Source organism: Trueperella pyogenes (assembly GCF_001070855.1).
GTDB lineage: Bacteria > Actinomycetota > Actinomycetes > Actinomycetales > Actinomycetaceae > Pauljensenia > Pauljensenia pyogenes_A.
In genome coordinates this window covers 305,499-327,958 of sequence record NZ_JVLH01000006.1, presented here as the reverse complement: position 1 = coordinate 327,958, position 22,460 = coordinate 305,499, and the positions used below count along the sequence as shown (strand labels likewise).

Here is a 22,460-nt window from a genome sequence, read left to right as displayed (position 1 = left end):
AGGACGACGCCCTCTCACGGCGTTAACACCGGTTCAAATCCGGTTGGGGGTACAGATACCAGCAGGGCTTCGGCCCTGCTTTTTTGTTAGCTGCGCTGCTGCCCTGGGCATCTGCAAGAATAAAAGCATGCGCATTGTTTTGGTCTCTGACACCTTCCGCCCGACTATGGGGGGAATTGAAACCCAGGTTGGTGCTCTTGCCGACCACCTTCACGCCCGAGGCCACGATATCGTCGTTCTGACCTGCACTCCCGAAGGTGATTCGCCCTCCACGTGCCCCTATCCGGTGCTGCGTTCCTCGTGGCGTAATCCTTTCAACGCGCCGATTGATCCCAAAGCGCCCCGTCGCTTTACCGACTTCATTCGCCGTTTCAATCCCGATGTCGTTCACTATCACATGGGGGAGCTGACCCCGGTTGTTCAGTCGGTTCTACTGAACCTCAAGGAATCAAGGATTCCGCAGGTCGTCACCGTTCATTCCCTGTGGGATCCCCGCGTGACAATCCCCGCCTTCCATGCCATTGCAAGACGTGCAGGGCTGGCGCAGGCCCCGATTATGTGGACAGGCGTCTCTGAGCTGGTCAATGAGCAAATTCGCCAAGTCTTGGGGTCAGATATCTGTGTTTCGACTTTGCATAATGGCGTAGATGTTGCGCCGTGGCAGCGCCCGCCTGTTGCCCACCAAGGCATTGTCGTGGTGACCGCCACGCGTTTTGCGCCGCGTAAGCGCGTGGATGCCCTGATCGACATCCTTTCTGAAACTCGCCGCCGCTGGGATTCTTATTCCCGAGGCCACGCGGGTGATTTCCCCCTGCGCGCAGTAGTCGCGGGTGAAGGCCCGCTTTTTGACGGTGTTCAGCGCCGTGTTGAGCGTGCAGGGCTGGGGGATTGGCTGCTTCTGCCGGGACGTCTGAGCGCGACGCAGCTCCAAGACCTGTATTCGCGTTCGGATATTTTCCTTGCGCCTTCGGTGAAAGAATCTGCCTCTATCGCTGGACGTGAGGCCTTGGCCTCGGGGCTTGCAGTAATGACACGTTCACAGTCTGGACTTGCAGAAGTCGTTGAAAATGGCCTCAATGGCTGGTGTCTTGACAATGATGACGAGATGATCGAAGCGCTCTTAACTGTGCTTGAGACTCCTGCGCAGCTTGAACGCATTCACGAGCATAATCGCAGTGAAGATTTCCCCTTTACGTGGGAGAAGGTCATTGAAGCAACGGAAAACTACTACCGCCGAGCTCAGGAACTGGCCTCGACGGGGGTTTAGTCTTCCATTCCTTCTGCGGAGCGCAAGAAATCGGAGAGTCGATTAGCTGCAGCAACGGCAGAAGGGCCGTGCTGACGGCCAGGCTGACGTCCCATACGCTCAACAGGACCCGAAATGGTCACTGCGGCCAGCACGCGACCCGAAGGGCCACGAACGGGGGCAGAAACTGAAGCAACGCCGGGCTCGCGTTCTGCAACCGACTGTGCCCAGCCTCGGCGACGAACCTGAGCAAGCATCGTCGCATTGAAAGAGGCGCCGTAGAGGCCTCGGTGAAGGCGGTCGGGTTCCTCCCATGCAAGAAGGACTTGGGCAGCGGAACCTGCCTTCATGGTCAGCGTCGCGCCAACGGGGATGGAATCACGAAGACCCATCTCACGTTCGGAAGCAGCAACGCACACTCGGAAGTCACCTTGGCGACGGAAAAGCTGAGTGGATTCCTTCGTGTGGTTGCGAAGCGCAACGAGGACAGGCATTGCAGCTGCAAGAAGGCGATCTTCACCCGCGGAGGAAGCAAGTTCTTGAAGGCGTGGTCCTAAGACGAAACGTCCCTGCATATCGCGCGCAACGAAACGGTGATATTCCAGTGCTACTGCGAGGCGGTGCGCAGTGGGGCGCGCCAAACCTGTTGTTGCAACCAATTGGGCCAGGGGGGCCGGGCCTGCTTCAAGTGCGCTCAAAACCAGTGCGGCTTTATCCAGAACGCCGACACCACTTCCAAAGGCTTCTGAGTCCTCCATGAACACATTCTCACATCTCATTAAATGAGATATCAAGTCCAACTCTCTACGAAGTGTCAATCATGGGAAGAAAGAAGTCGATGAAGGAGCGGGAAATGAGCGGAACGCTGGCCGAAAAGGTTTGGGCTGATCACGTCGTAGTGCACGGTGAAAACGGTGCGCCCGATCTTCTCTACATCGACCTGCACTTGGTTCACGAAGTGACCAGCCCGCAGGCATTCGATGGTCTGCGTATGGCCGGACGCCAAGTCCGTCGCCCCGACCTCACGATTGCAACCGAGGACCACAACACGCCTACGGTTAATATCGACCTTCCAATCGCTGATATCACCAGTCGCACGCAGATCGACACCCTGCGAAAAAATGCCAAGGAATTCGGTATCCGCCTGCATTCGCTGGGCGATGCCGACCAAGGAATCGTTCACGTCGTTGGCCCTCAATTAGGACTCACCCAACCCGGTATGACCATTGTGTGCGGTGACTCGCATACATCAACTCACGGAGCATTCGGTGCACTGGCAATGGGGATTGGTACCAGCCAGGTCGAACATGTTCTGGCGACTCAAACACTGCCGATGGCTCCATTTAAGACCATGGCTATTACCGTTAATGGTTCGCTGCCAAAGGGCGCTACAGCGAAGGACATCATCCTTGCCGTGATCGCGAAGATCGGAACCGGTGGGGGACAGGGATACGTCCTTGAGTACCGAGGCCAGGCAATTCGCGAGCTCTCGATGGAAGGTCGCATGACGATCTGCAATATGTCTATCGAAGCGGGCGCGCGAGCGGGAATGGTTGCCCCCGATGAAACGACCTTCGAATACCTCAAGGGACGTCCGCACGCACCCGAAGGCGAAGAATGGGATCGTGCCTTGGAGTACTGGAAGACCTTGCATTCAGATGAGGATGCGGTCTTTGACGCCGAGGTTGTATTGAATGCTGAAGACTTGGAGCCCTTTGTCACCTGGGGGACAAACCCAGGACAGGGCGTCCCGCTCTCGGGCAGCGTTCCCGACCCTGAAGACTTTGAGGATGAAATCAAGCGAGCCGCAGCACAGAAGGCTCTGGAGTACATGGGGCTCGAAGCTGGTACCCCCATGCGCGAGATCAAGATCGACACAGTTTTCTTGGGATCGTGCACCAATGGGCGCATTGAAGACCTGCGTGCGGCTGCAAAGGTCATTGAAGGCCACACCAAGGCTCCGGGGCTCAGGATGCTAGTAGTCCCCGGCTCTGCTCGTGTGCGTCTGCAAGCCGAAGCTGAAGGTCTGGACAAGATCTTCACTGACTTCGGTGCTGAATGGCGAAATGCCGGCTGCTCGATGTGCCTGGGAATGAACCCCGACCAGCTTGCTCCTCAGGAACGTTCGGCCTCGACGTCAAACCGAAACTTTGAGGGCCGCCAAGGAAAGCTCTCGCGGACCCACCTGGTCTCTCCTCTGGTCGCGGCAGCCACCGCTATTCGCGGCACCCTGTCCTCTCCGGCCGACCTGGACGACTAAGAATTCGCTGATACACATTCGAAGGAAAACTCATGGAAAAGTTCATTTCGCACACGGGTATTGGCGTTCCGCTGCGCCGTTCAAATGTTGACACCGACCAGATCATCCCCGCGGTTTTCTTGAAGCGCGTGACCAAAACAGGTTTCGATGATGCGCTGTTCTACGCGTGGCGTCGCGATCCAGAGTTCATCTTGAACCGTGAACCCTATAACCAGGGCAGCGTTCTGGTTGCTGGACCTGATTTTGGCACGGGATCCTCGCGCGAACACGCGGTCTGGGCGCTGCGTGACTATGGCTTCAAGGTCGTTCTGGCACCAAAGTTTGCTGATATTTTCCGCGGAAACGCAGGAAAACAGGGCTTGGTGACTGGAATCATTAGCGAAGCAGACTGTGAAAAGCTCTGGGATCTGCTCGATGCCAATCCCGGTGCAGAAATCACCGTTTCGCTGGAGGATAAGACCGCGACCTTGGGTGACTTCACCTGCACTTTCGATATTGATGACTATGTGCGCTGGACGCTCATGGAAGGTCTGGACGATATTGCTCTGACCCTTCGTCACGAGGCCGAGATCACCGCTTACGAAGAGCATCGTCCCTCCTTTAAACCGAGGACTCTGCCTGCCAAGACTTTGCCATCGGAGCAGGTTGTTTCAGCGCGTCCGGCTGAAGGTGAGTAATTCGCCACGCGCTAAAGAGGTGTTAAGCGCACGCGGATGAGGGCGTGCTGCTCTAAAGTGGTCACAGAAGTCGACAGCTAGGAGAGCATCACTATGTCCTCAAAACTTCGAGTTGAAGGTGGCCACCCCCTTGAGGGGACCATTACCGTTCGCGGGGCGAAGAACTTTGTCCCCAAAGCAATGGTTGCGTCGCTGCTCGCAGACACTCCCTCCGAGCTGTACAACGTCCCCTTGATTCGTGACGTTGATGTCGTCTCCGACCTTCTCTCCCTTCACGGTGTCAAGGTCGATTACGATCAAGAGCGCGGTTCGCTGCGAATGGATCCTTCGCAGGTACGTGTTGCTTCACGTTCTGATATCGACACCCTTGCCGGGGCCTCGCGCATCCCGATTTTGTTCTGTGGCCCGCTTCTTCATCAGCTGGGCGAAGCCTTCATTCCTGAGCTGGGTGGCTGCGCAATTGGCGGCCGTCCCATCGACTTCCACCTGGAAACTCTGCGCAAGTTCGGTGCAATCGTTGATAAGCAGCCTGAAGGTGTCCATATCAAGCGCCCAGCATCCGGTCTGCACGGTGCGATTATTGACCTGCCCTTCCCCTCCGTTGGTGCAACCGAACAGACTCTGCTGACCGCGGTTCGCAACGATGGAATTACCACCTTGAAGGGTGCTGCTATCGAGCCAGAAATCATGGACCTCATCAATGTTTTGCAGAAGATGGGCGCCATTATTTCTGTCGACACTGACCGCACCATCCGGATCGAGGGTGTGGAGTCCTTGAACGGATACCGCCACACCGCTCTGCCTGATCGTATCGAGGCCGCCTCGTGGGGTGCCGCAGCTCTTGCGACCCACGGTGATATTTACGTACGTGGCGCGCACCAGCCAGATATGACGACCTTCCTCAATACCTTCCGAAAGGTCGGTGGCGCATTCGATATCGATTCAGAAGGTATTCGTTTCTACCACCCCGGTGGCGAACTCAATTCCATCGCCTTGGAAACTGCGGTTCACCCCGGCTTCATGACCGACTGGCAGCAACCGCTGGTTGTCGCCCTCACTCAAGCTGAAGGCCTGTCGATCGTCCATGAAACGGTGTACGAAAACCGTTTCGGTTTCACCTCTGCGCTGCGTCAGATGGGTGCAAATATCCAGGTGTATCGCGAGTGCTTGGGTGGAACACCCTGTCGTTTCGGTCAGAAGAACTACTACCACTCAGCAGTAATTTCGGGACCGACTCCTCTGCACGCCGCAGATATTGTCGTTCCGGATCTGCGCGGTGGATTCTCACACCTGATTGCAGCGTTAACCGCGACCGGAACATCAACTGTCTCGGGAATTGATGTCATTTCCCGCGGCTACGAGCACTTTATTCGCAAGCTTCGCGAGCTCAATGCTCGCGTGGAATACGAAGACTGAAGCCCCTTTCGAAGGCCATCGTTGTGGATCAGCCATCCCAACCCAAACTGAAGCTATTTGTTTCTGCGCTTTCCGGGAAAGGCCGCGCCCTACGTCGGGCCCCCAAGGTAGCGGCACTTTTACGCTCCCAAGGGTGGAACGTCGACGTTCGAGTCACTCACCGCTCGGATGATCCGGCAGCTTTGGCGGCAGCATGCACCAATCACTGGGTTGCAGTTCTAGGTGGTGATGGCTACATCGCCCGCATTGCTACTCAGGTTGGTGCGCGTGGGGGAGTGGTGATTCCCCTTCCCGGAGGAAGGGGAAATGATCTGTGCCGTTGCCTTGGAATTGGGACGGACGCGATTGCTCATGTGCGGAGCCTGCCCATGGCCTCGGAAATCTGTGATTCGGAGGCGGGGGAGCATCCTCGGATCAGAGGCGTTGACGCAATGCAGGTGCGCGCACTCAACAAGGAAAACAACGGGCAAGACGCGGCTGGGCAACGACCCTCGTCTGCCAAGTACCTCGAAGAAAAACCGGCTCAGGTGCTGGGAATTGTCTCTTTCGGCTTGGATGCCTTGGCCAACCAGATCGCAAATGACACCTCTTTTGCCTCAGGTACTTTCGCCTACGCCTGGGGTGCCTTGCGGGCCCTTCAGCAGTTCCACCCCAAAACCATGGAAATAGAAGTAGATGGGGTGCGAAGGCGAATCCGGGGCTGGCTTGTTTCAGTCTCCAATTCCGGATGGTTTGGTGGCGGGATCAATATTGTTCCTAGCTCCAACCCCAGTGATGGCCGTCTGGAACTCCTCACTGTGGACCCGGTACCGAAGCGTCATGCGATCCGTGTTCTTGCGCGGGTTCTTGCCATGCGAAAAGTTGATGATCCGATCCTTCACGTCGAACAAGTCACCAGCGTCAAGATATGGGATAGTGCCGAGTTAGTTGCAATGGGGGACGGAGACCAAGTGGGAGAAGGCCCACTTGAAATCTCGGTCAGCCCTGAGGTTTTCCGCGTCTTTGTTTAAAGCCGGGGGAGTTAGCGCGAACTTGTAACTTGTTCCAGGCTGTCTTGTTGATCTTTGGCCCCAGCACCTTGCTTGGATAAACTACACACATGACTCACCGACTCACAGGTTTCTACCGTTTCGCGCGAGGCGTTTTCCGCAGCTTTATGGTCCCCTGGATGAAGATTGACGTCCAAGGTCTTGAAAATCTTCCCAAGGACCGCGGATTCCTGCTGGTATGTAATCACCTGTCAAACATTGATGCGGTCTGCTTGCTGTGGGTCATGATGAAAGCGGACGTTCCCGTGCGCATTATGGCCAAGTCAGAGCTATTTAAGGTTCCGCTCTTGGGTGGGGCCATGCGTCGGATGCAACTGCTTCCGGTCGATCGAAAGTCGAAGGAACCCGGGGCTATTTTGGCCTCGGCAGCGAAGGCGCTTCGTGATGGCGAGTGCGTGGCAATCTACCCCGAAGGCACCTTGACCACAGACCCTGATGAATGGCCGATGCGCATTAAGACCGGTGCGGCGCGTCTTGCTCTGGACACGGGGGTTGATGTTATTCCCTTCATTCACTGGGGAGAGCAAAAAATTATGCGTTCGGGATCGGCGCTGATCGATTTTCGTCCCCAACGCAAAGTGAGCGTCCGCATCGGTCAGCCAATCGACCTGGATGACCTGCGCCATGACACAGGTTCTGCTGATCATCACGCTGTTGATGAAGCAACCGCACGCATTCAGCGCACAATGATTGATCAGGTTGCCGCTCTTCGCGGTGAAGACGCCCCGCAGGGCGTATGGGATCGCAAACTGAAGAAGCGCGTAGAGATCTAAGCCCCGTACTTCTTACTTCGCGATATCAACCACCACGCGCGAGGGGTTACTCAACGCGCTCAAAGTCACCTCGCGCTTGTGATCCATTCCGATCACGATGTGCGTATTGGCCTCAAAGCTTCCATCTTCGCGTACGCGAATGGGGCCGACTTCCTTGGTTCTTTCGCCCTTGTAGTAGTCCTTTTGGAGTTCTTCGCTCACTGGCATGGCTCCGCCTTCCAAGGACAACTCAAGGTAGATCGGCGTTCCTAGATCAATTGGATCGCCTTTACCCTGGGTCGCTGGGGAAGTGGTCCACCCTCCTTGCCATCCCACGTCGTCGTTTCCGGTGAACTCAACGACGACCCTGTAAAAAGTGTCGTGTTCGCCGACGCGTAGGTCGTAGAAGACGGGTGCGTGATTAGCGTCCTCTTTGCCCTGCGTCAGGGATGCTTTCCGCGAGGGAATTTCTTCCCGATTCTCAAGACTTGGGGTGGAAGAGGGTGTGGCCTCGGGAGTAGGGGAGGAAGACACGCTTTCGCTTGCCGAGGCGGTGGCTGAGCTGCTTGCCGAGGGTGCGGGAGTGGGGGAGCATCCGCTGAGCGTAGCGAGAAGGACCAGCGCGCATAGAGATGAAAAATGACGCGTCTTCACAATCTCCTCCTTGAGCGATCTACTAGTTTGACTTCTCTCATCCTAATGTGGGCGGAGGAGATCGGGGAGCGGAACCTTGACCTTTAGTGAAGTCGATACAGGATTGAAACCCAGGGTGTGTTTAACATCGAATGACGCGAGCATGAGAAGAATGACACTACGGGCTGGCCACGCGGTAGGGTTAAGGCCATGAGTGAAGTCAAACGTCCTCGCGTCCTCGTCGTTTTCGGCGGACGCTCCAGTGAACACCTGGTGTCCTGCGCGACCGCCGCCGGTGTTCTTCATGCGATCGATCGCGAACGCTTCGATGTGCTTGCGGTTGGAATCACCCGAGACGGCCAATGGGTGCACGTCGATAGCAAGCCTGAGCTTGTCGACCTGCGTACGGCCTCGAATACGACTATTGAGCCGGGACTTAGCCGCGTGAGCCTGCTTCCAGGCCTTGCTCGTTTGGTCGAAACCACCTACGACCGCGCTCTCGAAGACGATGATGCTCGGATTGTCAGTGTTGAGGATCTGGGGGTTATCGATGTTGTGCTTCCGCTTCTGCACGGTCCTTATGGCGAAGACGGAACGATCCAGGGTCTCTTCGAGATGGCGAATGTGCGTTACGTTGGCTGTGGCGTGACGTCCAGCGCGGTTTCAATGGATAAGCACCTGACGAAGACTGTCCTTGCCGAGGCCGGGATTGCAGTTGGCCGCTGGGAACTGGTGACCGAGAAGGAGTGGTCCCGCGATCCCCAGGAGGTGCGCTCGCGGATTGAAGCTCTGGGGTACCCGGTCTTCGTCAAACCCACTCGAGGTGGGTCATCGGTTGGGATTTCGCGCGTGGATTCCTCTGATCAGCTAGACCTTGCCATCAAGGAAGCTGCTGCAAATGACCCGCGAATCATCGTCGAGGCCATGGCCTACGGCCGTGAGGTCGAGTGCGGTGTGCGCGTTCCTGCGGGCGGTGACTCGATGGCAGCACCTCTGGGTGAAATTGGTGTTCCCGAAGGTGAGTTCTATGACTACGCCCTGAAGTACGTCGATACCGATGCGATTTCACTCATGTGCCCGGCGGACGTTCCAGAAGAGGACGCAGCTCGTATTCAAGAAACCGCACTTAAGGCTTTTGAGGCCTTGGAGTGTGAGGGTCTGGCCCGCGTCGATTTCTTCTATAACGATGCAACCCACGAGATCATCGTGAATGAAGTGAACACCATGCCCGGCTTTACTCGTTTGTCGCTGTATCCGCGTGTGTGGGGCGAAGCTGGACTGAGCTACACCGAATTGGTGACCTCCCTGTTGGAGGAAGCCATGAGCCGCCCCTTGGGACTAAGGTAAGATATTTTTATGACGAAAAAACCCAAGGTTACCCTTGTTACCTCGGAGAATATGCCCGAACTATTCTCCGATGAAAGTGGCCTTCCTGACGCTCTTGCAGAGCGCGGAATGGACCCCCAGATTGCTGTTTGGAATGATCCCACGGTCGATTGGGACGCAGCGGGGGTCTGTGTGATCCGATCTGTCTCGGATTATGCGACGCAACGCCAGGATTTCATTAACTGGGCAAATTCGGTGCCGCGTCTGCTCAACCATGCCGATGTCATGGAGTGGAATACGGACAAGCACTACATGAAGGATTTGGAGGCCTTGGGGCTTCCTGTTATTCCGACGACGTGGCTTGAGCCCTCGCGTGGTTTTTCGAAGCATCAAGTTCACTCACGCTTCCCGGCTCTGGGTGATTTCGTTGTGAAGCCTGCGGTTTCTTCGGGTGTGCGCGATATCGGTCGTTACACCGCCATCGATACCTCGCAGCGTCAAGCTGCTTTGGCTCAGACCATGGAACTGCTTGATGAAGGCCGTTCCGTGATGCTTCAGCGCTACCTGGAAGATATCGACGTCCACGGTGAAGTCTCGCTGGTCTTCTTCAATGGTTTGCTTTCCCACGCAGTAGAGAAGCGCGCGGTTTTGCACCCCTCTTCGGTTACGGATCCTTCCATGCACGAGGCCGTGGTGACCGCTCGTCCCGCAGATACCGCCACATGGCAGTGGGGTGAGCAGATCCGTCAGGTTCTGCACGAGTACATGCGTTCGCGTTTGGGACGCGATGAGCTGCTTCTTTACAACCGTGTGGACTTGGTTCCCGATGGTGAAGGCTCCTTCCGAGTGATGGAGGTGTCCTTGGTGGACGCGGACCTTTACTTGGAAGCAACACCCGATGCGCTGGGTAACTTCGCTGACGCGATCTCTACCCGTGCCTTCTGGTGACATGTGAGATCTTGTTCTTGGCTCTCCCTCGCTCCTTGTGAAGCGGGGGAGAACCTCTATTCGTGGCAATCACCACGCTTCGCTTTTCGATTTCTCACTTGGCGTGCCCAGATGTTAGAGTTTCTCCGTTGCGTTTTTCGCGACGCTCAATGGTGGCTGTAGTTCAGTTGGTAGAGCACCTGGTTGTGGTCCAGGACGTCGCGGGTTCGAGTCCCGTCAGCCACCCGGTATAACCCTCAGAACCATAAGGTTCTGAGGGTTTTTCACATGTTTTGAGTGTTAGCATGTCAGCAATGTGCGTGCGCAAGACAGCTTCCCACACGTACTGTGTGGCAGGGTGCTCAGCGCTGGGAGGACAAACTAAGGAGTCTAGGATGCCTCAAGTCCGTGCCTATGCCTGTGATGATGCGCGATCGCAGTATCACCCCATGATGATTGTTATACGTGAACCCGGAGTGGGTGAAGTACTTTTCGACATTAAATATGCGGGAATCTGCCACTCTGATATTCACACTGCTCGCAGCGAGTGGGGACCGATTCCCTATCCCTTCGTCGGTGGGCATGAGATTGCTGGTGTTGTCACCAAAATTGGCGAAGGAGTCACCAAATTCAAGGTAGGGGACCGCATCGGTGTTGGATGTTTGCAGGGATCATGCAAGGAATGCGAGTACTGCACCGATGGTCACGAGCAGTTCTGTGACAATCCCCATGCCTATTGGACTTTTCGGGCGGGCCCAGATGGGAAGCCAACCTATGGTGGTTATGCCCAGGCAATGACAGTGCGTGAAGATTTCGCCTGTCACGTACCAGATGCTGTGGCTTTGGAGCATGCTGCACCGCTGATGTGCGCCGGGATCACTATGTACTCACCGCTGCGGCGCTGGGGTGCAGGTCCTGGAAAGAAAGTTGCCATTGTCGGTATGGGTGGTTTGGGGCACATGGGTGTTCAGCTTGCCGCGGCAATGGGTGCAGAGGTTTCTGTGATCTCGCATGGTCGTTCAAAGGAAGCCGACGCACGTCAGTTTGGTGCCACCGCTTTCTATGCAACTGCAGAAGAAGGCACTATTGAATCTCTGGCCTCGTCTTTCGACCTCATTATCTGCACGGTGAGTGCGGATGATCTGGATTACCCGGGACTGATCCGTGCACTCAAGCCTTTCGGTGTTTTTGTTGATGTCGGTCTGCCCGAGAACCCGATGGTGATCCCCATGCGAGCAGTAGTTAATGGAAACAAGGTTGTTGCGGGGTCGCAGATTGGTGGTATTGCCGAAACTCAGGAAATGCTGGAGTTCTGCGCCCAGCACAGCGTGCGTCCCGTGGTTGAAATCATCGACGGCGATTCCATCACCGAGGCCTATGACAAAGTTGTCGCCTCGAAGGTGCGCTACCGCTTTGTGATTGATACATCGACGTTCTAGCGCACAGCTTGGCCTAGCGATCCTCTGGTCAAGAATACACGGCAAAACAAAAGGAGCCCCGGAAAACCGGGGCTCCTTTACTCTGAGCGGGTGACGGGAATCGAACCCGCACCATCAGCTTGGAAGGCTGAGGTTCTACCATTGAACTACACCCGCGTGCGGATCGATACTACCTGATTATTTCTGCGATTGCGAAATTTAGGGTGAAGTCCCGTATTATTGGACGCGCAGACATTCGTCTCACGGGGTGTAGCGCAGCTTGGTAGCGCATCTGCTTTGGGAGCAGAGGGTCGCAGGTTCAAATCCTGTCACCCCGACTTTTTATTGCCAACGTCGCTGTGGCCTCGTAGATGAGGCCACTTGAGCGGCAGGTGAAAGGACATCGTGCTGGCGACGGTGGCCGGTGGAAAATGTGAAAGCGTACAGCCAGCTAGCAGCTTTGGCGTGAGCTGTTGTAGGCTAGTTCAGTTGAAATACGCGCATTTTGCGCCCAAGAAAAGACCTGGAGAATCCACGTGAAGAGCACTGTTGAGACCCTCGAGCCCACGAAGGTTCGTCTGACTGTTGAAATCCCCGTTGAGGAACTGAAGTCAGAGATGGACAAGGCGTACAAGAGCATCGCCAATCAGGTGTCCATTCCCGGCTTCCGTAAGGGTCACGTTCCCGCTCGCATCATCGACCAGCGTTTCGGCCGCGCAGCCGTCATCGAGCAGGTCGTCAATGAGGTTCTTCCCGGTCAGTACTCTGCTGCTGTTTCCGAGAACGAACTGCGCCCCATGTCCCAGCCCGAGGTTGAGGTCACCGAGATCCCCTCGACCACCGGTGAACTGACCGGTCAGCTGGTTTTCACCGCTCAGGTTGACGTTGTTCCCGCATTCGATATCCCCGAATACGGCAAGGACACCGTCATCGAGGTTGATCCCGTTGAGGTTACCGACGAAGACGTTCAGGAAGAGCTTGATGCGCTGCGTGGACGTTTCGCATCCCTGAAGACCATCAAGCGTCAGGCCAAGACCGGTGACTTTGCGACCATCGATCTGGTTGCCACCATCAACGGTGAAGAGGTCGACTCCGTTTCTGACGTTTCCTACGAAATTGGCTCGGGCACCATGCTCGACGGCCAGGACACCGCACTGCGTAAGACCCACGCAGGTGACGTCGTCACCTTCACCTCGACCCTCAAGGGTGGCGAGCACGAAGGCGAAGAAGCAGAGGTTACCCTGACCGTTAAGTCCGTCAAGGAGCGCGAGCTTCCCGAGGCCGACGATGATTTCGCTCAGATGGTTTCCGAGTTCGACACCATCGACGAGCTGAAGGAAGACCTCAAGAAGCAGGCTGCACAGACCAAGCAGTCCCAGCAGGCACTGCAGGCGCGCGATCGTCTGGTTGAGAACCTTCTGTCTCGCACGGAGATTCTTCTTCCCGAGTCGGTTATCGAGCACGAGCTGAGCCACCGCGTTGCAGAAGATGCTTCCGCAAAGGCAAAGAAGGAAGCTCGCGAGGCTATCGAGAAGGAATACCGCACCGAGATCTTGGCTGAAGAACTTGCCAAGAAGAACGAGGTTCAGGTCGGACAGCAGGAGCTCTTCGATTACGCGATCCAGATGTCCCAGAACTACGGCATGGACATCAACCGCCTGTTCTCCGATCCCCAGCAGATCTCCGCTGTTGTCGCCGATCTTGGCCGCGCAAAGGCCCTGATCGAGGTCCTCAGCGAGGTTACCGTTAAGGACACCGCTGGCAACGATGTCGACCTTTCCGAGTTCCTTGGTAAGGGCGACGAAGAGGCAGCTGCCGAGGCCGCAGCTGAGACCGTTGCAGAGGTCGAGGAAGCTGCTGCTGAGATCGCCGACGAGAAGTGAGTGATCTGAAGCGTCACTAGGACTTCCGCCTCGCGGAATTCATGACTCAGATGTGGGCCGAAACCCTTTGGTTTCGGCCCACACCGCATATCTGCTCTGGTGTTCTGTCCTTTTCCATGCGCCCTGAGCGAAAAGAGTGCTTTTGGAGCGCCAAGTCTTCGATGAACCGATAAGTTTGGATCCAGTGAGGTTTCATGAGTGGAACCGGACCCTCAATTTGTTAGGAGAGCGTGAATGGCTATTCAAGCCTCGGGCGGAAATGAAACGCCCATGGGACTGGGAGATTCGGTCTACCAGCGCCTGCTGAAAGAGCGCATCATCTGGCTCGGTGGCGAGGTGCGAGACGATAACGCAAACGCGATCTGTGCGCAGCTCCTTCTGCTTGCTGCAGAAGATCCCGAGCGCGATATCTACCTGTACATTAACTCTCCGGGTGGTTCCGTGACTGCCGGTATGGCCATCTACGACACCATGCAGTACGTCAAGCCTGATGTCGTCACCGTCGGCATGGGCCTTGCAGCGTCGATGGGACAGTTCCTGTTGACTGCAGGTGCTCCCGGAAAGCGTTACATCACGCCGCACACTCGTGTTTTGCTCCACCAACCTTTGGGAGGCGCGGGCGGTAGCGCAACGGATATTCGCATTAACGCGGATCTGATCTTGGGCATGAAGAAGGAGCTGGCTCAGATCACCGCATCGCGCACCGGTAAGTCTGTCGAGCAGGTTGAGGCAGATGGTGATCGCGACCACTGGTTCACAGCTCAGGAAGCACTGGAATACGGCTTTGTCGATCAGGTTATCGACAGCCCACAGGAAATTGGCAACCGTGGAGGAGAAAACTGATGAGCACTCAGCCCTATTTCGACGCAGTTGCCCGCCAAATGCCTCAGGCACGATACGTTCTTCCGAACTTTGAAGAGCGCACTGCATATGGTTTCAAGCGCCAGGACCCTTACGCAAAGCTTTTTGAAGACCGCATTGTCTTCTTGGGCGTGCAGGTTGATGACGCCAGTGCGGATGACATCATGGCTCAGCTGCTGGTTCTTGAATCACAAGATCCCGATTCGCTGATCACCATGTACATCAACTCGCCCGGTGGATCATTCACCGCAATGACCGCGATCTACGACACGATGCAGTACATCAAGCCGCAGGTCCAGACCGTTTGCTTGGGCCAAGCAGCATCTGCCGCTGCTGTCCTCTTGGCCGCCGGCTCTCCCGGTAAGCGCCTTGCCCTTCCCAATGCGCGCGTGCTGATCCACCAGCCCGCGATGGAAGGAATGCAGGGACAGGCCTCGGATATCCAGATTATTGCGGATGAAATTGACCGCATGCGTCTGTGGCTCGAAGAGACACTCTCTGCTCACTCGGGTAAGCCGGTCGAGGAAGTTCGTCGCGATATCGAGCGCGATAAGATCCTGACCGCCGCCCAGGCTGAGGAATACGGTTTGATCGACCAGGTTTTGGCTTCTCGTAAAGCGCAGAACTAGTTGACAAGTTTGTGACTGCAAATAGTCGCTGTTTAAGGCAAACGGGAGGGAGCGTTTCGGCGCTCTCTCCCGTTCCTATTGAATGACCGGTCTTACACTACGGATTCCGCGCGTCAATTCGCTGTTAGCGACCGCGTGAATTAGGCTAGATTCCAGTAAAAGCCCAATTTTTGGGATAGTTTTCAGGAGGCGCAGGTGAGTCGTTTAACCGACGGAGCAGAGGCCCTGAAGTGCTCGTTCTGTGGAAAGAGCCAGAAACAGGTCCGCAAGCTCATTGGTGGATCCGGTGTCTACATCTGCAACGAGTGCGTTGATCTCTGTAATGAAATCATCGCCGAGGACTCCGAGCCGACAAGCCAGCCTTCTTCTCTTCCTCTACCCAAGCCTCGGGAAATCTATAACTTCCTTGACTCCTGGGTCATCGGCCAGGACCGTGCGAAGCGTGCACTTTCGGTGGCCGTCTACAACCACTACAAGCGCGTCCGTTCTCGTGAAGCTGGCAATGAAGAAGATATGTATGGCACGAAGTCAAATATCTTGCTTCTCGGTCCTACGGGTACCGGAAAGACTCACTTGGCTCGTTGCTTGGCGCGTCTGCTGGATGTGCCTTTCGCAATCGTTGATGCGACAGCTCTGACCGAGGCCGGCTACGTGGGTGAAGACGTTGAGAACATCTTGCTCCGCTTGATCCAAGAAGCCGGCGGAGACATTAAGAAGGCCGAGCGCGGAATCATCTACGTCGACGAAATTGACAAGATCGGACGTAAGGGAGAAAACGCCTCCATCACGCGTGACGTCTCTGGTGAAGGCGTGCAGCAGGCTCTTCTGAAGATTATCGAAGGAACGGTGGCCTCGGTGCCTCCGCAGGGTGGTCGCAAGCACCCGCATCAGCAATTCCTTGAGATCGATACCTCTGGAATCCTCTTCATTGCTGCAGGAGCATTTGCGGGGATTGAAGACATCGTCAAGGCTCGCTTGGGACAACGTTCGACCGGTTTTGGATCCGAGCTGAAGTCCGCTGCTGAGATGGGCGACCTCTACGAGTCCGTTACCGCTGAAGACCTTCACAAATTCGGCATGATTCCGGAATTTATCGGTCGTCTTCCCGTGCTGACCTCGACGAAAGAACTTTCTGAGGAAGATCTGGTCCGAGTGCTAACCGAGCCAACGAATTGCCTGGTCTCTCAGTATCAGCACCTCTTTGAACTTGATGGAATTGCCTTAGAGTTCACTCATGACGCTCTTCTTGCAATCGCCGAGCTGGCAAATCAGCGCAAGACCGGTGCTCGAGGTTTGTCGTCAGTGATGGAAGCGACGCTGTCTGACCTGATGTTCGACCTTCCCTCCCGTGATGATGTTGCGCGCGTGGTGGTAACCCGTGATGCTGTCCTTGGACAGGGAAGCGCTGAGTTGTACGAGGCCGAGCCCGCTTCCGTACAGAGCGCTTAAGTAAGTTGGGGGAGTAGTGGCAGAGAATCAGCTACCGAGCGAACTGATCGAAGCACGTAAAACGATCGATAATATCGATGCTGCTCTGATTCACATCCTTGCTGAACGCTTTCGTTGCACTCAAAAAGTGGGTGTCATCAAGGCTGTTCATGAGCTTCCGCCCGCCGATCCTGCCCGTGAACAGGTCCAGATCGCGCGTCTTCGGGCGCTCGCTGCAGAGTCTGGTCTGGACCCAGATTTTGCCGAAAAGTTTTTGAACTTCATGGTTAAAGAAGTTATTCGTCACCACGAGGATATTAAGGCTGCATACTCGCAGTCAGAATTGTGATCCTTTCATCCTTAATGGAATTGATTCTCATAGAGTCCTGATGTAGGATGTTATCAATTCGTTATCAAACGATGCGAAAATGTTATAAACAACAGGAGATTCGATGCAGAATCCTCGTCCCTCCCGTCGGCTTGCGCTCGGTGCGCTCGCCCTGACCTTCCTCCTCGCATCCTGCAGCCAAGGAGGAACAACCTCATCCCAAACAACACAGGCGCACGGTAAAGGCTCATCGAGTACAGCTAGCGCGGCCTCGTCCGGTTCAAAAGACCCCAATATTGCCTTCGGACAATGCATGCGAGCACAGGGCTACGATGTCCCCGATACCGGCCTTACTCCCGATCAGATAAGCGACACTTCTGATGCATTTAACGGTGCGATCAACAAGTGTATGCAAGAGGTTTCTTCTCTGGTTGGAGAGCAAGATGACCTCACCAATGATGCTGCTACACGCCAATTGCTGGTTAAGGGGGCACAGTGCCTCAGAGATCTTGGCTATGACGTCAAAGACCCCAAGCCCGGTGAAGGCGTCAGTATCCAAAATATTCCCAGTGACGCCGTCAACAAGTGCTTTGGGAACCCTAGGGGTGGGAAGTGAAAATCCATCCTTGTGTCTTATCGCATCGCGGTAGTGCACGTGTCCTCGCTGCGGCAATTGCACTCGCATGTATGAGCGGTTGCGCACATAGCTCTGGAGCATCCTCTGATGGAGCTGAATATTCGGGTGCAAGCGCCGAGATTACCCGCGGTGATCTGGTCGGCGAAACAACAGTCCAGGGAACCCTTCACTACGCGGACTCCTACACACAGAAATCTGCCTTCGATGGTGTGATTACGGCTCTTCCCACTCCGGGTTCGACGATCAAACTTGGTGAACGCATCTACACAGTTGGAGGCCAGAGCGCCTATCTTCTGCACGGAAATACGCCTGCGTGGCGTACTTTTGAAAGCGGAATGAGCGACGGTGAAGACGTCAAGCAATTAGAAGAGTCTCTTGCAAAGTTAGGACATTTCGCGGCAGAAGCCGACTCTCACTTCGATTGGCGCACCCAAGCGGCAATCAGTCAGTGGCAGAAGTCCTTAGGTGTTTCGCGCGATGGAGTCCTTCCGCTGGGGCAGGTTCTTTTTGCTTCGGAAGACCTTCGAGTTGGCGCGCTTAAAGCGCGGGTTGGAGACAGTGCAGCAAATGGAACAGAACTTTTTGCGGCCTCGTCTTCCAGGCAGATTATTTCGGCAAATCTCAAGCTCTCCGATCAAGCGCTGGGCGTCGTTGGGAGCAGCGTGACGATTCGGCTTCCGGGAGCGCAAACAACGAAGGGCACGATTTCCTCTGTCGAACCCCCGAAAGAAAAAATCAGTTCAGAGGGTGCGGATCAGCAGGGAACGACAAAGGATCGAATCATCCCGATCACTGTGACTCCCGATGACCCCGCCGCGACAGAGAAGCTCCAAGAGGCCTCGGTGTCGCTGGGTATCACCTCGCAGACGAAGAAGGATGTTCTTTCTGTGCCGCTGGGCGCTCTGGTGGCCATCACGCCCGACCAGTTCGGAGTCGAGGTCATCGGTGACGATGGAAAGACGACTCGTGTTCCTGTGCAGACAGGTTTATTTGCCGGGGATCGCGTTGAGGTTGCCTCTGATGATCTGCATGAGGGACAACGCGTGGTGGTGCCGAACCGATGAATTCACTGCTAGAAGTGCACGAAGTTCGTCGCTCATACGGATCGCCACCGGTTAACGCGTGCGACGGAGTGAGTCTGAGTGTCAGTAGGGGAGAATTCGTTGCAATTGTCGGACCATCGGGGTCTGGGAAATCAACACTGTTAAACCTCATCGGTACCCTTGATCGGCCTGATTCTGGTTCGGTAATGATCGATGGTATGGATGTCTCTTCCCTCAACGATGCTGAGCTATCGGGTGTTCGTGCTTCTCTCATTGGGTTTGTTTTCCAGCAATTTCACCTCTCTCCGGGGGTGACCGCCTTGGACAACGTTGCCGACGGCCTTCTTTATCGTGGGGTTCCGCGCGCGCAACGCCGTGAAAAAGCACGTGAAGCCCTAGAAAAAGTGGGGCTGGGACACCGTATTGAACATCGTCCCCATCAAATGTCTGGAGGCGAGCGTCAACGCGTTGCGATCGCTCGAGCCCTGGTAGGGGAGCCGGCCCTTCTCTTGGCCGATGAACCCACAGGAAATCTTGATTCACGTTCGGGAGACGCAATCGTTTCGCTACTTCGCGAGTTAAACGACGCGGGGACGACCATCATCGTTATTACTCACGACAACGATCTTGCTGCCTCACTTCCCAGACAAATCATGATTCGTGATGGTCGGGTTGTCTCAGACTCCGGTAGTGAGGTGATCTTGTGAGCGGCGACAAAACTCAGGTCGTCCATTCCTCGCGTCTACGAGGCAGCGATGTTGCGCGTCTTGGGGTCAGCGGTTTGCGAGCACGGCCAATGCGTGCCGTTTTGTCCGCTTTGGGGATTGCCATCGGTATCGCTGCGATGGTCGGTGTTGTCGGGGTTTCGGCCTCCTCTCAGGCCCAACTTCATGAGCAGCTTCAGGCCCTTGGAACAAATATGCTGACAGCTCGCTCTGGCGCAGATCTATCGGGGGCCAATCTTGTCCTACCTGAAGACTCAGTCGGTCGAATTCGGATGATTCCAGGTGTGAAGGATGCCTCTTCAACCTCTGCGCTTTCGGGTGTTTCGGTATATCGCTCGCGCCTGATTGACCCTAATGCAACGGGCGGAATTCTCACGATGGCAGCGCCAACAAACCTGCTCGACGTCGTTTCAGGCAAAGTCGCTCGTGGAGCGTGGCTGAATGAAGCCACATCGCAGTATCCGGGAGTGGTTTTGGGAGCCCAGACGGCAAGCCTCTTAGGCGTGAACAGTCCGGGCGGCCAGGTCTGGCTTGGGAATACTTCCTTCACAGTGTTGGGGATTCTTGAACCTGCACCTTTGGCAGAAGAACTTGATCATGCAGCCCTCATTGGTATTCCCATTGCCCAGAAGCTGTTTGGCGCAGGCCAAACGCCAACGACTCTCTATGAGCGCTCTGAGGATTCTCAGGTTGAGCAGGTCAGAGAGTTGCTTGGTCCAACCCTTGCCCCGCAGGGCGCGACTGGGCTGAAAGTTTCACGTCCTTCGGATGCCCTTGCCGCACAAAATGCTGCGGATCAAACTCTGACAACTCTGCTTGCGGGGGTTGGATCGATCGCGCTGCTTGTGGGTGGAATCGGGGTTGCGAACACCATGATTATCTCGGTGCTTGAAAGGCGCCGGGAGATTGGACTGAGGCGCTCACTGGGGGCGCGTCGTGGGCACATCTGCATCCAATTCCTTGCCGAGGCCTTGATCCTCTCCTTCCTCGGTGGCTGCGTTGGGTGCGTCATTGGAGCACTTGTCACCTGGGGGATGTGTATCGCATACGGCTGGCCCGTCACCATCGCCTGGTATGTCATAGCCGCAGGTTTGGGTGCTCCCTTGGCGATTGGAGCAGTTGCGGGACTTTATCCTGCCCTGCGTGCGGCTCACACACCGCCAACCGCTGCTCTGGCCTCGCAATAAGAAGAACCCGGTGCATCGCTTCTCTTCAAGCGATGCACCGGGTAGAGCCGTGAATTCGTTGGTGATCTTTTGAACTGGGCACTTCTATTGCGTGCTTGGCCCAGTTGCTTATTCGTTTTGAACAGGTCCTCCGTAGATGCTGTCAATCACCTCTGCATAGCGCTGAAGAACTGCCTTGCGTTTGACCTTGAGAGAAGGGGTGAGGAGTCCATTTGCCTCGGTGAAATCGCTTGTGAGGACGTGGATCTTTCGAATCGATTCTGCCCGTGAAACATGCTGATTCGCACGCTCAACGGCACGTTCCAGAGCTGAAAGCACCTCAATATTCGTGGCAGCCTCGCTGATTGACATGGGAGGTAATCCGTGGTTTTTGAGCCACAATTGAAGCATTTCTGGATCGAGCGTGATGAGTGCCGAAATGAAGGGACGCTTATCGCCTACGACAATGACCTGTGAGATCAAAGGATGCCCACGCAAGGGGTCTTCCAGTGATGCGGGTGCAACGTTCTTCCCGCCAGCAGTGACAATAATGTCTTTAGCGCGACCCGTAATTCGGACGTAGCCATCGCGGTCAAGCGAGCCTAAATCACCGCTCTTAAACCAACCGTCCTCGGTAAAGGCCTCGGCAGTGGCCTCGGGATTGTTGTGGTAGCCGCGGAAAACCGATGACCCCTTAATGAGGATTTCTCCTTCTTCGGAGATACGCACCGAAAGGGGAGGAAGTGCTGGCCCAACGGTGCCAATCTTTGACAAGCGAGGTGTATTCACGGAAAGAGGGCCCACAGTTTCTGTAAGGCCGTAGCCTTCCAAAACGGGAAGTCCGAGTCCGGTATAGAAATGGGCAAGTCTTTGCGATAGGGGAGCGCCACCGGAGATGATGTAGTGAGCGTTGCCGCCGACAAGCTGCAGAATCTTTGAATAAACCAAGCGAGTAGCGGCAGCGTGCTGCATCTTCAGGCGACGTGAGGGACCTTCGGGAGTTTCAAGTGCCTGCGAGTATTCGACAGCGACGTTTGCAGCCCAGCGGAAGATCTTTTGTTTTCCGCCGTGACCAGCCTTCGCATCCGCTGAGTTGTAAATCTTCTCAAGTACACGAGGAACAACAAGCAGATATGACGGTTTGAAAGTTGCCAGGTCTGAGAGCAGATTCTTGATATCAGGGGTGTGGCCAAGGATTCCTTCGCCACTGAGCTGGAATACCTGAAGGAAACGCGCGAAAACATGGGCGAGGGGAAGGAAAAGGAGCAAACGTGAATCTTGCCCCATGGCGATTTCAGGCATCCATGCGTGGGAGTTGAGCGCGAGCTCAGTGAAATTACCGTGGGTGATTTCAGTGCCCTTCGGGCGTCCCGTTGTCCCCGATGTGTAAACAATCGTCGCCAGGGTATCGGTAGTCAGTGCTTGAGTTCGGGCTGCAACAGACGCGCGTGGCACCGTGATACCCGCATCTCGGATGGTCTGCATTGCTTCCGCGTCAAGGGAGAGCACGGTGATGTCATCTCTACCTAGCCGGTGACATGCATCCAGTGCGAGTTCGCGCTGGGTAACTGTTTCCGTCACTACGGCACGGACGTCTGCATCTTTGATGATGTACTCAATCTGCTCGCCCGAGGATGTTTCATAAATCGGAACAGGGAGTAGGCCCGCGGTCCATGCGGCAAAGTCTAGGAGCGTCCACTCGTAGCGTGTTCGTGACATGATCGCGATTGCATCACCATAGTTCAGACCCAGACCGATGAGTCCGGCTGCGGTGGTCTGGACGTCTTCGTAGAACTCTGCTGCGCTCATGTTCTGCCACGTCGACCCCATTTCGAGCTTGCGTGCAATGAGCGGGCGTCGGGGCGCACGCTGGACGCGCTTGGCAAGCAGGTGGGGGATTGTTGTGTGCTCGTCAATACGAACCAAGACGGGCGCATGCCATTCCAAGGCGTGGGTTTCACCGTCGATAACGTCTTCGTTACCTGGGGTGGGTTCTGCGGGTAAAACGCTGGTGTTCTCGGCTGGAAGTTCCGTGTGTGCGGGTGTTTCAGACATG

The 22,460-nt window shown here is 55.7% G+C and carries 21 protein-coding genes and 3 tRNA genes; 20 read left to right on the top strand and 4 right to left on the bottom strand.

Translation table 11 applies throughout. The features are described from left to right. Positions 1 to 127 precede the first annotated feature (127 nt). A complete protein-coding gene (locus ADG72_RS02845; RefSeq protein WP_048712043.1) occupies positions 128 to 1,267 on the top strand; it encodes a glycosyltransferase family 4 protein in 1,140 nt (379 codons plus the stop codon). Here the strand turns inward: ADG72_RS02845 and ADG72_RS02840 are convergent. Then, positions 1,264 to 2,004, bottom strand: coding sequence for an IclR family transcriptional regulator (locus ADG72_RS02840; RefSeq protein WP_009409067.1), 741 nt, complete (start codon positions 2,002 to 2,004; stop codon positions 1,264 to 1,266). The genes ADG72_RS02845 and ADG72_RS02840 overlap by 4 nt on opposite strands. Positions 2,005 to 2,099: 95 nt before the next feature. Here ADG72_RS02840 and leuC point away from each other — a divergent pair, with 95 nt between their 5' ends. From leuC to ADG72_RS02815, 5 genes are all read left to right on the top strand, one after another. Then, on the top strand, positions 2,100 to 3,506 hold the full coding sequence (gene leuC, locus ADG72_RS02835) for a 3-isopropylmalate dehydratase large subunit (RefSeq protein WP_048712041.1): 1,407 nt from the start codon (positions 2,100 to 2,102) through the stop codon (positions 3,504 to 3,506). A gap of 32 nt (positions 3,507 to 3,538) precedes the next feature. Next, positions 3,539 to 4,183 (top strand): 3-isopropylmalate dehydratase small subunit, encoded by a 645-nt coding sequence (gene leuD, locus ADG72_RS02830; RefSeq protein ID WP_048712039.1) that lies wholly within the window; start codon positions 3,539 to 3,541, stop codon positions 4,181 to 4,183. 93 nt (positions 4,184 to 4,276) lie between these two features. Then, positions 4,277 to 5,599: a UDP-N-acetylglucosamine 1-carboxyvinyltransferase gene (gene murA, locus ADG72_RS02825; protein WP_048712037.1), complete on the top strand. Its 1,323-nt coding sequence runs from the start codon at positions 4,277 to 4,279 to the stop codon at positions 5,597 to 5,599. Between the two features lie 23 nt (positions 5,600 to 5,622). Continuing rightward, positions 5,623 to 6,609, top strand: a complete 987-nt coding sequence (locus ADG72_RS02820) for a diacylglycerol/lipid kinase family protein (RefSeq protein ID WP_048712036.1) — start codon at positions 5,623 to 5,625, stop codon at positions 6,607 to 6,609. Positions 6,610 to 6,698: 89 nt separating this feature from the next. After that, the gene (locus tag ADG72_RS02815) at positions 6,699 to 7,421 is read left to right on the top strand and encodes a lysophospholipid acyltransferase family protein (protein WP_048712033.1); all 723 of its coding nucleotides are present in this window, start codon (positions 6,699 to 6,701) and stop codon (positions 7,419 to 7,421) included. A 12-nt stretch (positions 7,422 to 7,433) separates the two neighbouring features. Here the strand turns inward: ADG72_RS02815 and ADG72_RS08430 are convergent, their stop codons facing one another. Continuing rightward, entirely contained in the window at positions 7,434 to 8,054 is a 621-nt protein-coding gene (locus ADG72_RS08430; protein WP_053090547.1) for an AMIN-like domain-containing (lipo)protein, read from the bottom strand. A 189-nt stretch (positions 8,055 to 8,243) separates the two neighbouring features. On the opposite strand from ADG72_RS08430, the gene ADG72_RS02805 reads away from it, so the two are divergent. The 4 genes from ADG72_RS02805 (at position 8,244) to ADG72_RS02790 (ending at position 11,725) form a co-directional block, all read left to right on the top strand. Further along, positions 8,244 to 9,380 (top strand): D-alanine--D-alanine ligase family protein, encoded by a 1,137-nt coding sequence (locus ADG72_RS02805; protein ID WP_048712031.1) that lies wholly within the window; start codon positions 8,244 to 8,246, stop codon positions 9,378 to 9,380. 9 nt (positions 9,381 to 9,389) lie between these two features. Then, positions 9,390 to 10,307: an ATP-grasp domain-containing protein gene (locus ADG72_RS02800; protein ID WP_048712028.1), complete on the top strand. Its 918-nt coding sequence runs from the start codon at positions 9,390 to 9,392 to the stop codon at positions 10,305 to 10,307. A gap of 152 nt (positions 10,308 to 10,459) precedes the next feature. Next, positions 10,460 to 10,532: transfer RNA gene (locus tag ADG72_RS02795), tRNA-His, on the top strand. Between the two features lie 149 nt (positions 10,533 to 10,681). Next, positions 10,682 to 11,725: an NAD(P)-dependent alcohol dehydrogenase gene (locus tag ADG72_RS02790; RefSeq protein WP_048712026.1), complete on the top strand. Its 1,044-nt coding sequence runs from the start codon at positions 10,682 to 10,684 to the stop codon at positions 11,723 to 11,725. An 85-nt stretch (positions 11,726 to 11,810) separates the two neighbouring features. Here the strand turns inward: ADG72_RS02790 and ADG72_RS02785 are convergent. Continuing rightward, positions 11,811 to 11,881, bottom strand: a tRNA-Gly gene (locus tag ADG72_RS02785). Between the two features lie 87 nt (positions 11,882 to 11,968). Between ADG72_RS02785 and ADG72_RS02780 the strand changes: the two genes are divergently transcribed. The 10 genes from ADG72_RS02780 to ADG72_RS02735 all read left to right on the top strand — a co-directional run bounded on the left by ADG72_RS02780 (position 11,969) and on the right by ADG72_RS02735 (position 20,425). Further along, positions 11,969 to 12,042, top strand: a tRNA-Pro gene (locus ADG72_RS02780). A gap of 198 nt (positions 12,043 to 12,240) precedes the next feature. Continuing rightward, positions 12,241 to 13,587, top strand: coding sequence for a trigger factor (gene tig, locus ADG72_RS02775; RefSeq protein WP_048712024.1), 1,347 nt, complete (start codon positions 12,241 to 12,243; stop codon positions 13,585 to 13,587). A gap of 234 nt (positions 13,588 to 13,821) precedes the next feature. Next, positions 13,822 to 14,430, top strand: a complete 609-nt coding sequence (locus ADG72_RS02770; protein WP_009409080.1) for an ATP-dependent Clp protease proteolytic subunit — start codon at positions 13,822 to 13,824, stop codon at positions 14,428 to 14,430. Beyond that, positions 14,430 to 15,077 carry an ATP-dependent Clp protease proteolytic subunit gene (locus ADG72_RS02765; protein ID WP_009409081.1) on the top strand — a complete coding sequence of 216 codons (648 nt, stop codon included), beginning with the start codon at positions 14,430 to 14,432 and terminating at the stop codon, positions 15,075 to 15,077. Before ADG72_RS02770 ends, ADG72_RS02765 begins: the two co-directional genes overlap by 1 nt. Before the next feature lie 195 nt (positions 15,078 to 15,272). After that, complete coding sequence (clpX, locus tag ADG72_RS02760; RefSeq protein WP_048712022.1) at positions 15,273 to 16,526, top strand: ATP-dependent Clp protease ATP-binding subunit ClpX; 1,254 nt, start codon at positions 15,273 to 15,275, stop codon at positions 16,524 to 16,526. Between the two features lie 16 nt (positions 16,527 to 16,542). After that, the gene (locus ADG72_RS02755; protein WP_019126290.1) at positions 16,543 to 16,854 is read left to right on the top strand and encodes a chorismate mutase; all 312 of its coding nucleotides are present in this window, start codon (positions 16,543 to 16,545) and stop codon (positions 16,852 to 16,854) included. A 103-nt stretch (positions 16,855 to 16,957) separates the two neighbouring features. Next, the gene (locus tag ADG72_RS02750; protein ID WP_048712020.1) at positions 16,958 to 17,449 is read left to right on the top strand and encodes a hypothetical protein; all 492 of its coding nucleotides are present in this window, start codon (positions 16,958 to 16,960) and stop codon (positions 17,447 to 17,449) included. A gap of 71 nt (positions 17,450 to 17,520) precedes the next feature. Further along, positions 17,521 to 18,534, top strand: a complete 1,014-nt coding sequence (locus ADG72_RS02745) for a peptidoglycan-binding protein (RefSeq protein ID WP_048712095.1) — start codon at positions 17,521 to 17,523, stop codon at positions 18,532 to 18,534. Next, entirely contained in the window at positions 18,531 to 19,220 is a 690-nt protein-coding gene (locus ADG72_RS02740) for an ABC transporter ATP-binding protein (protein ID WP_048712018.1), read from the top strand. The genes ADG72_RS02745 and ADG72_RS02740 overlap by 4 nt, the downstream gene beginning before the upstream one ends. A gap of 89 nt (positions 19,221 to 19,309) precedes the next feature. Further along, entirely contained in the window at positions 19,310 to 20,425 is a 1,116-nt protein-coding gene (locus ADG72_RS02735; RefSeq protein ID WP_414717743.1) for an ABC transporter permease, read from the top strand. Between the two features lie 108 nt (positions 20,426 to 20,533). Here ADG72_RS02735 and ADG72_RS02730 read toward each other — a convergent pair whose 3' ends face one another. Then, positions 20,534 to 22,459, bottom strand: coding sequence for an AMP-dependent synthetase/ligase (locus tag ADG72_RS02730; RefSeq protein ID WP_048712015.1), 1,926 nt, complete (start codon positions 22,457 to 22,459; stop codon positions 20,534 to 20,536). Position 22,460: the final 1 nt, after the last annotated feature.

What these genes read in the sequence shown, in the direction of transcription:
- ADG72_RS02815 (WP_048712033.1), top strand. Translation starts at nt 6,699, where the DNA reads ATGACTCACCGACTCACAGGTTTCTACCGTTTCGCGCGAGGCGTTTTC.
- ADG72_RS02805 (WP_048712031.1), top strand. Translation starts at nt 8,244, where the DNA reads ATGAGTGAAGTCAAACGTCCTCGCGTCCTCGTCGTTTTCGGCGGACGC.
- ADG72_RS02730 (WP_048712015.1), bottom strand. Translation starts at nt 22,459, where the DNA reads ATGTCTGAAACACCCGCACACACGGAACTTCCAGCCGAGAACACCAGC.
- murA (WP_048712037.1), top strand. Translation starts at nt 4,277, where the DNA reads ATGTCCTCAAAACTTCGAGTTGAAGGTGGCCACCCCCTTGAGGGGACC.
- leuC (WP_048712041.1), top strand. Translation starts at nt 2,100, where the DNA reads ATGAGCGGAACGCTGGCCGAAAAGGTTTGGGCTGATCACGTCGTAGTG.
- ADG72_RS02845 (WP_048712043.1), top strand. Translation starts at nt 128, where the DNA reads ATGCGCATTGTTTTGGTCTCTGACACCTTCCGCCCGACTATGGGGGGA.
- ADG72_RS02765 (WP_009409081.1), top strand. Translation starts at nt 14,430, where the DNA reads ATGAGCACTCAGCCCTATTTCGACGCAGTTGCCCGCCAAATGCCTCAG.
- ADG72_RS02740 (WP_048712018.1), top strand. Translation starts at nt 18,531, where the DNA reads ATGAATTCACTGCTAGAAGTGCACGAAGTTCGTCGCTCATACGGATCG.
- ADG72_RS02745 (WP_048712095.1), top strand. Translation starts at nt 17,521, where the DNA reads ATGAGCGGTTGCGCACATAGCTCTGGAGCATCCTCTGATGGAGCTGAA.
- ADG72_RS02735 (WP_414717743.1), top strand. Translation starts at nt 19,310, where the DNA reads ATGCGTGCCGTTTTGTCCGCTTTGGGGATTGCCATCGGTATCGCTGCG.
- ADG72_RS02800 (WP_048712028.1), top strand. Translation starts at nt 9,390, where the DNA reads ATGACGAAAAAACCCAAGGTTACCCTTGTTACCTCGGAGAATATGCCC.
- ADG72_RS02750 (WP_048712020.1), top strand. Translation starts at nt 16,958, where the DNA reads ATGCAGAATCCTCGTCCCTCCCGTCGGCTTGCGCTCGGTGCGCTCGCC.
- ADG72_RS02790 (WP_048712026.1), top strand. Translation starts at nt 10,682, where the DNA reads ATGCCTCAAGTCCGTGCCTATGCCTGTGATGATGCGCGATCGCAGTAT.
- ADG72_RS02770 (WP_009409080.1), top strand. Translation starts at nt 13,822, where the DNA reads ATGGCTATTCAAGCCTCGGGCGGAAATGAAACGCCCATGGGACTGGGA.
- ADG72_RS02840 (WP_009409067.1), bottom strand. Translation starts at nt 2,004, where the DNA reads ATGGAGGACTCAGAAGCCTTTGGAAGTGGTGTCGGCGTTCTGGATAAA.
- leuD (WP_048712039.1), top strand. Translation starts at nt 3,539, where the DNA reads ATGGAAAAGTTCATTTCGCACACGGGTATTGGCGTTCCGCTGCGCCGT.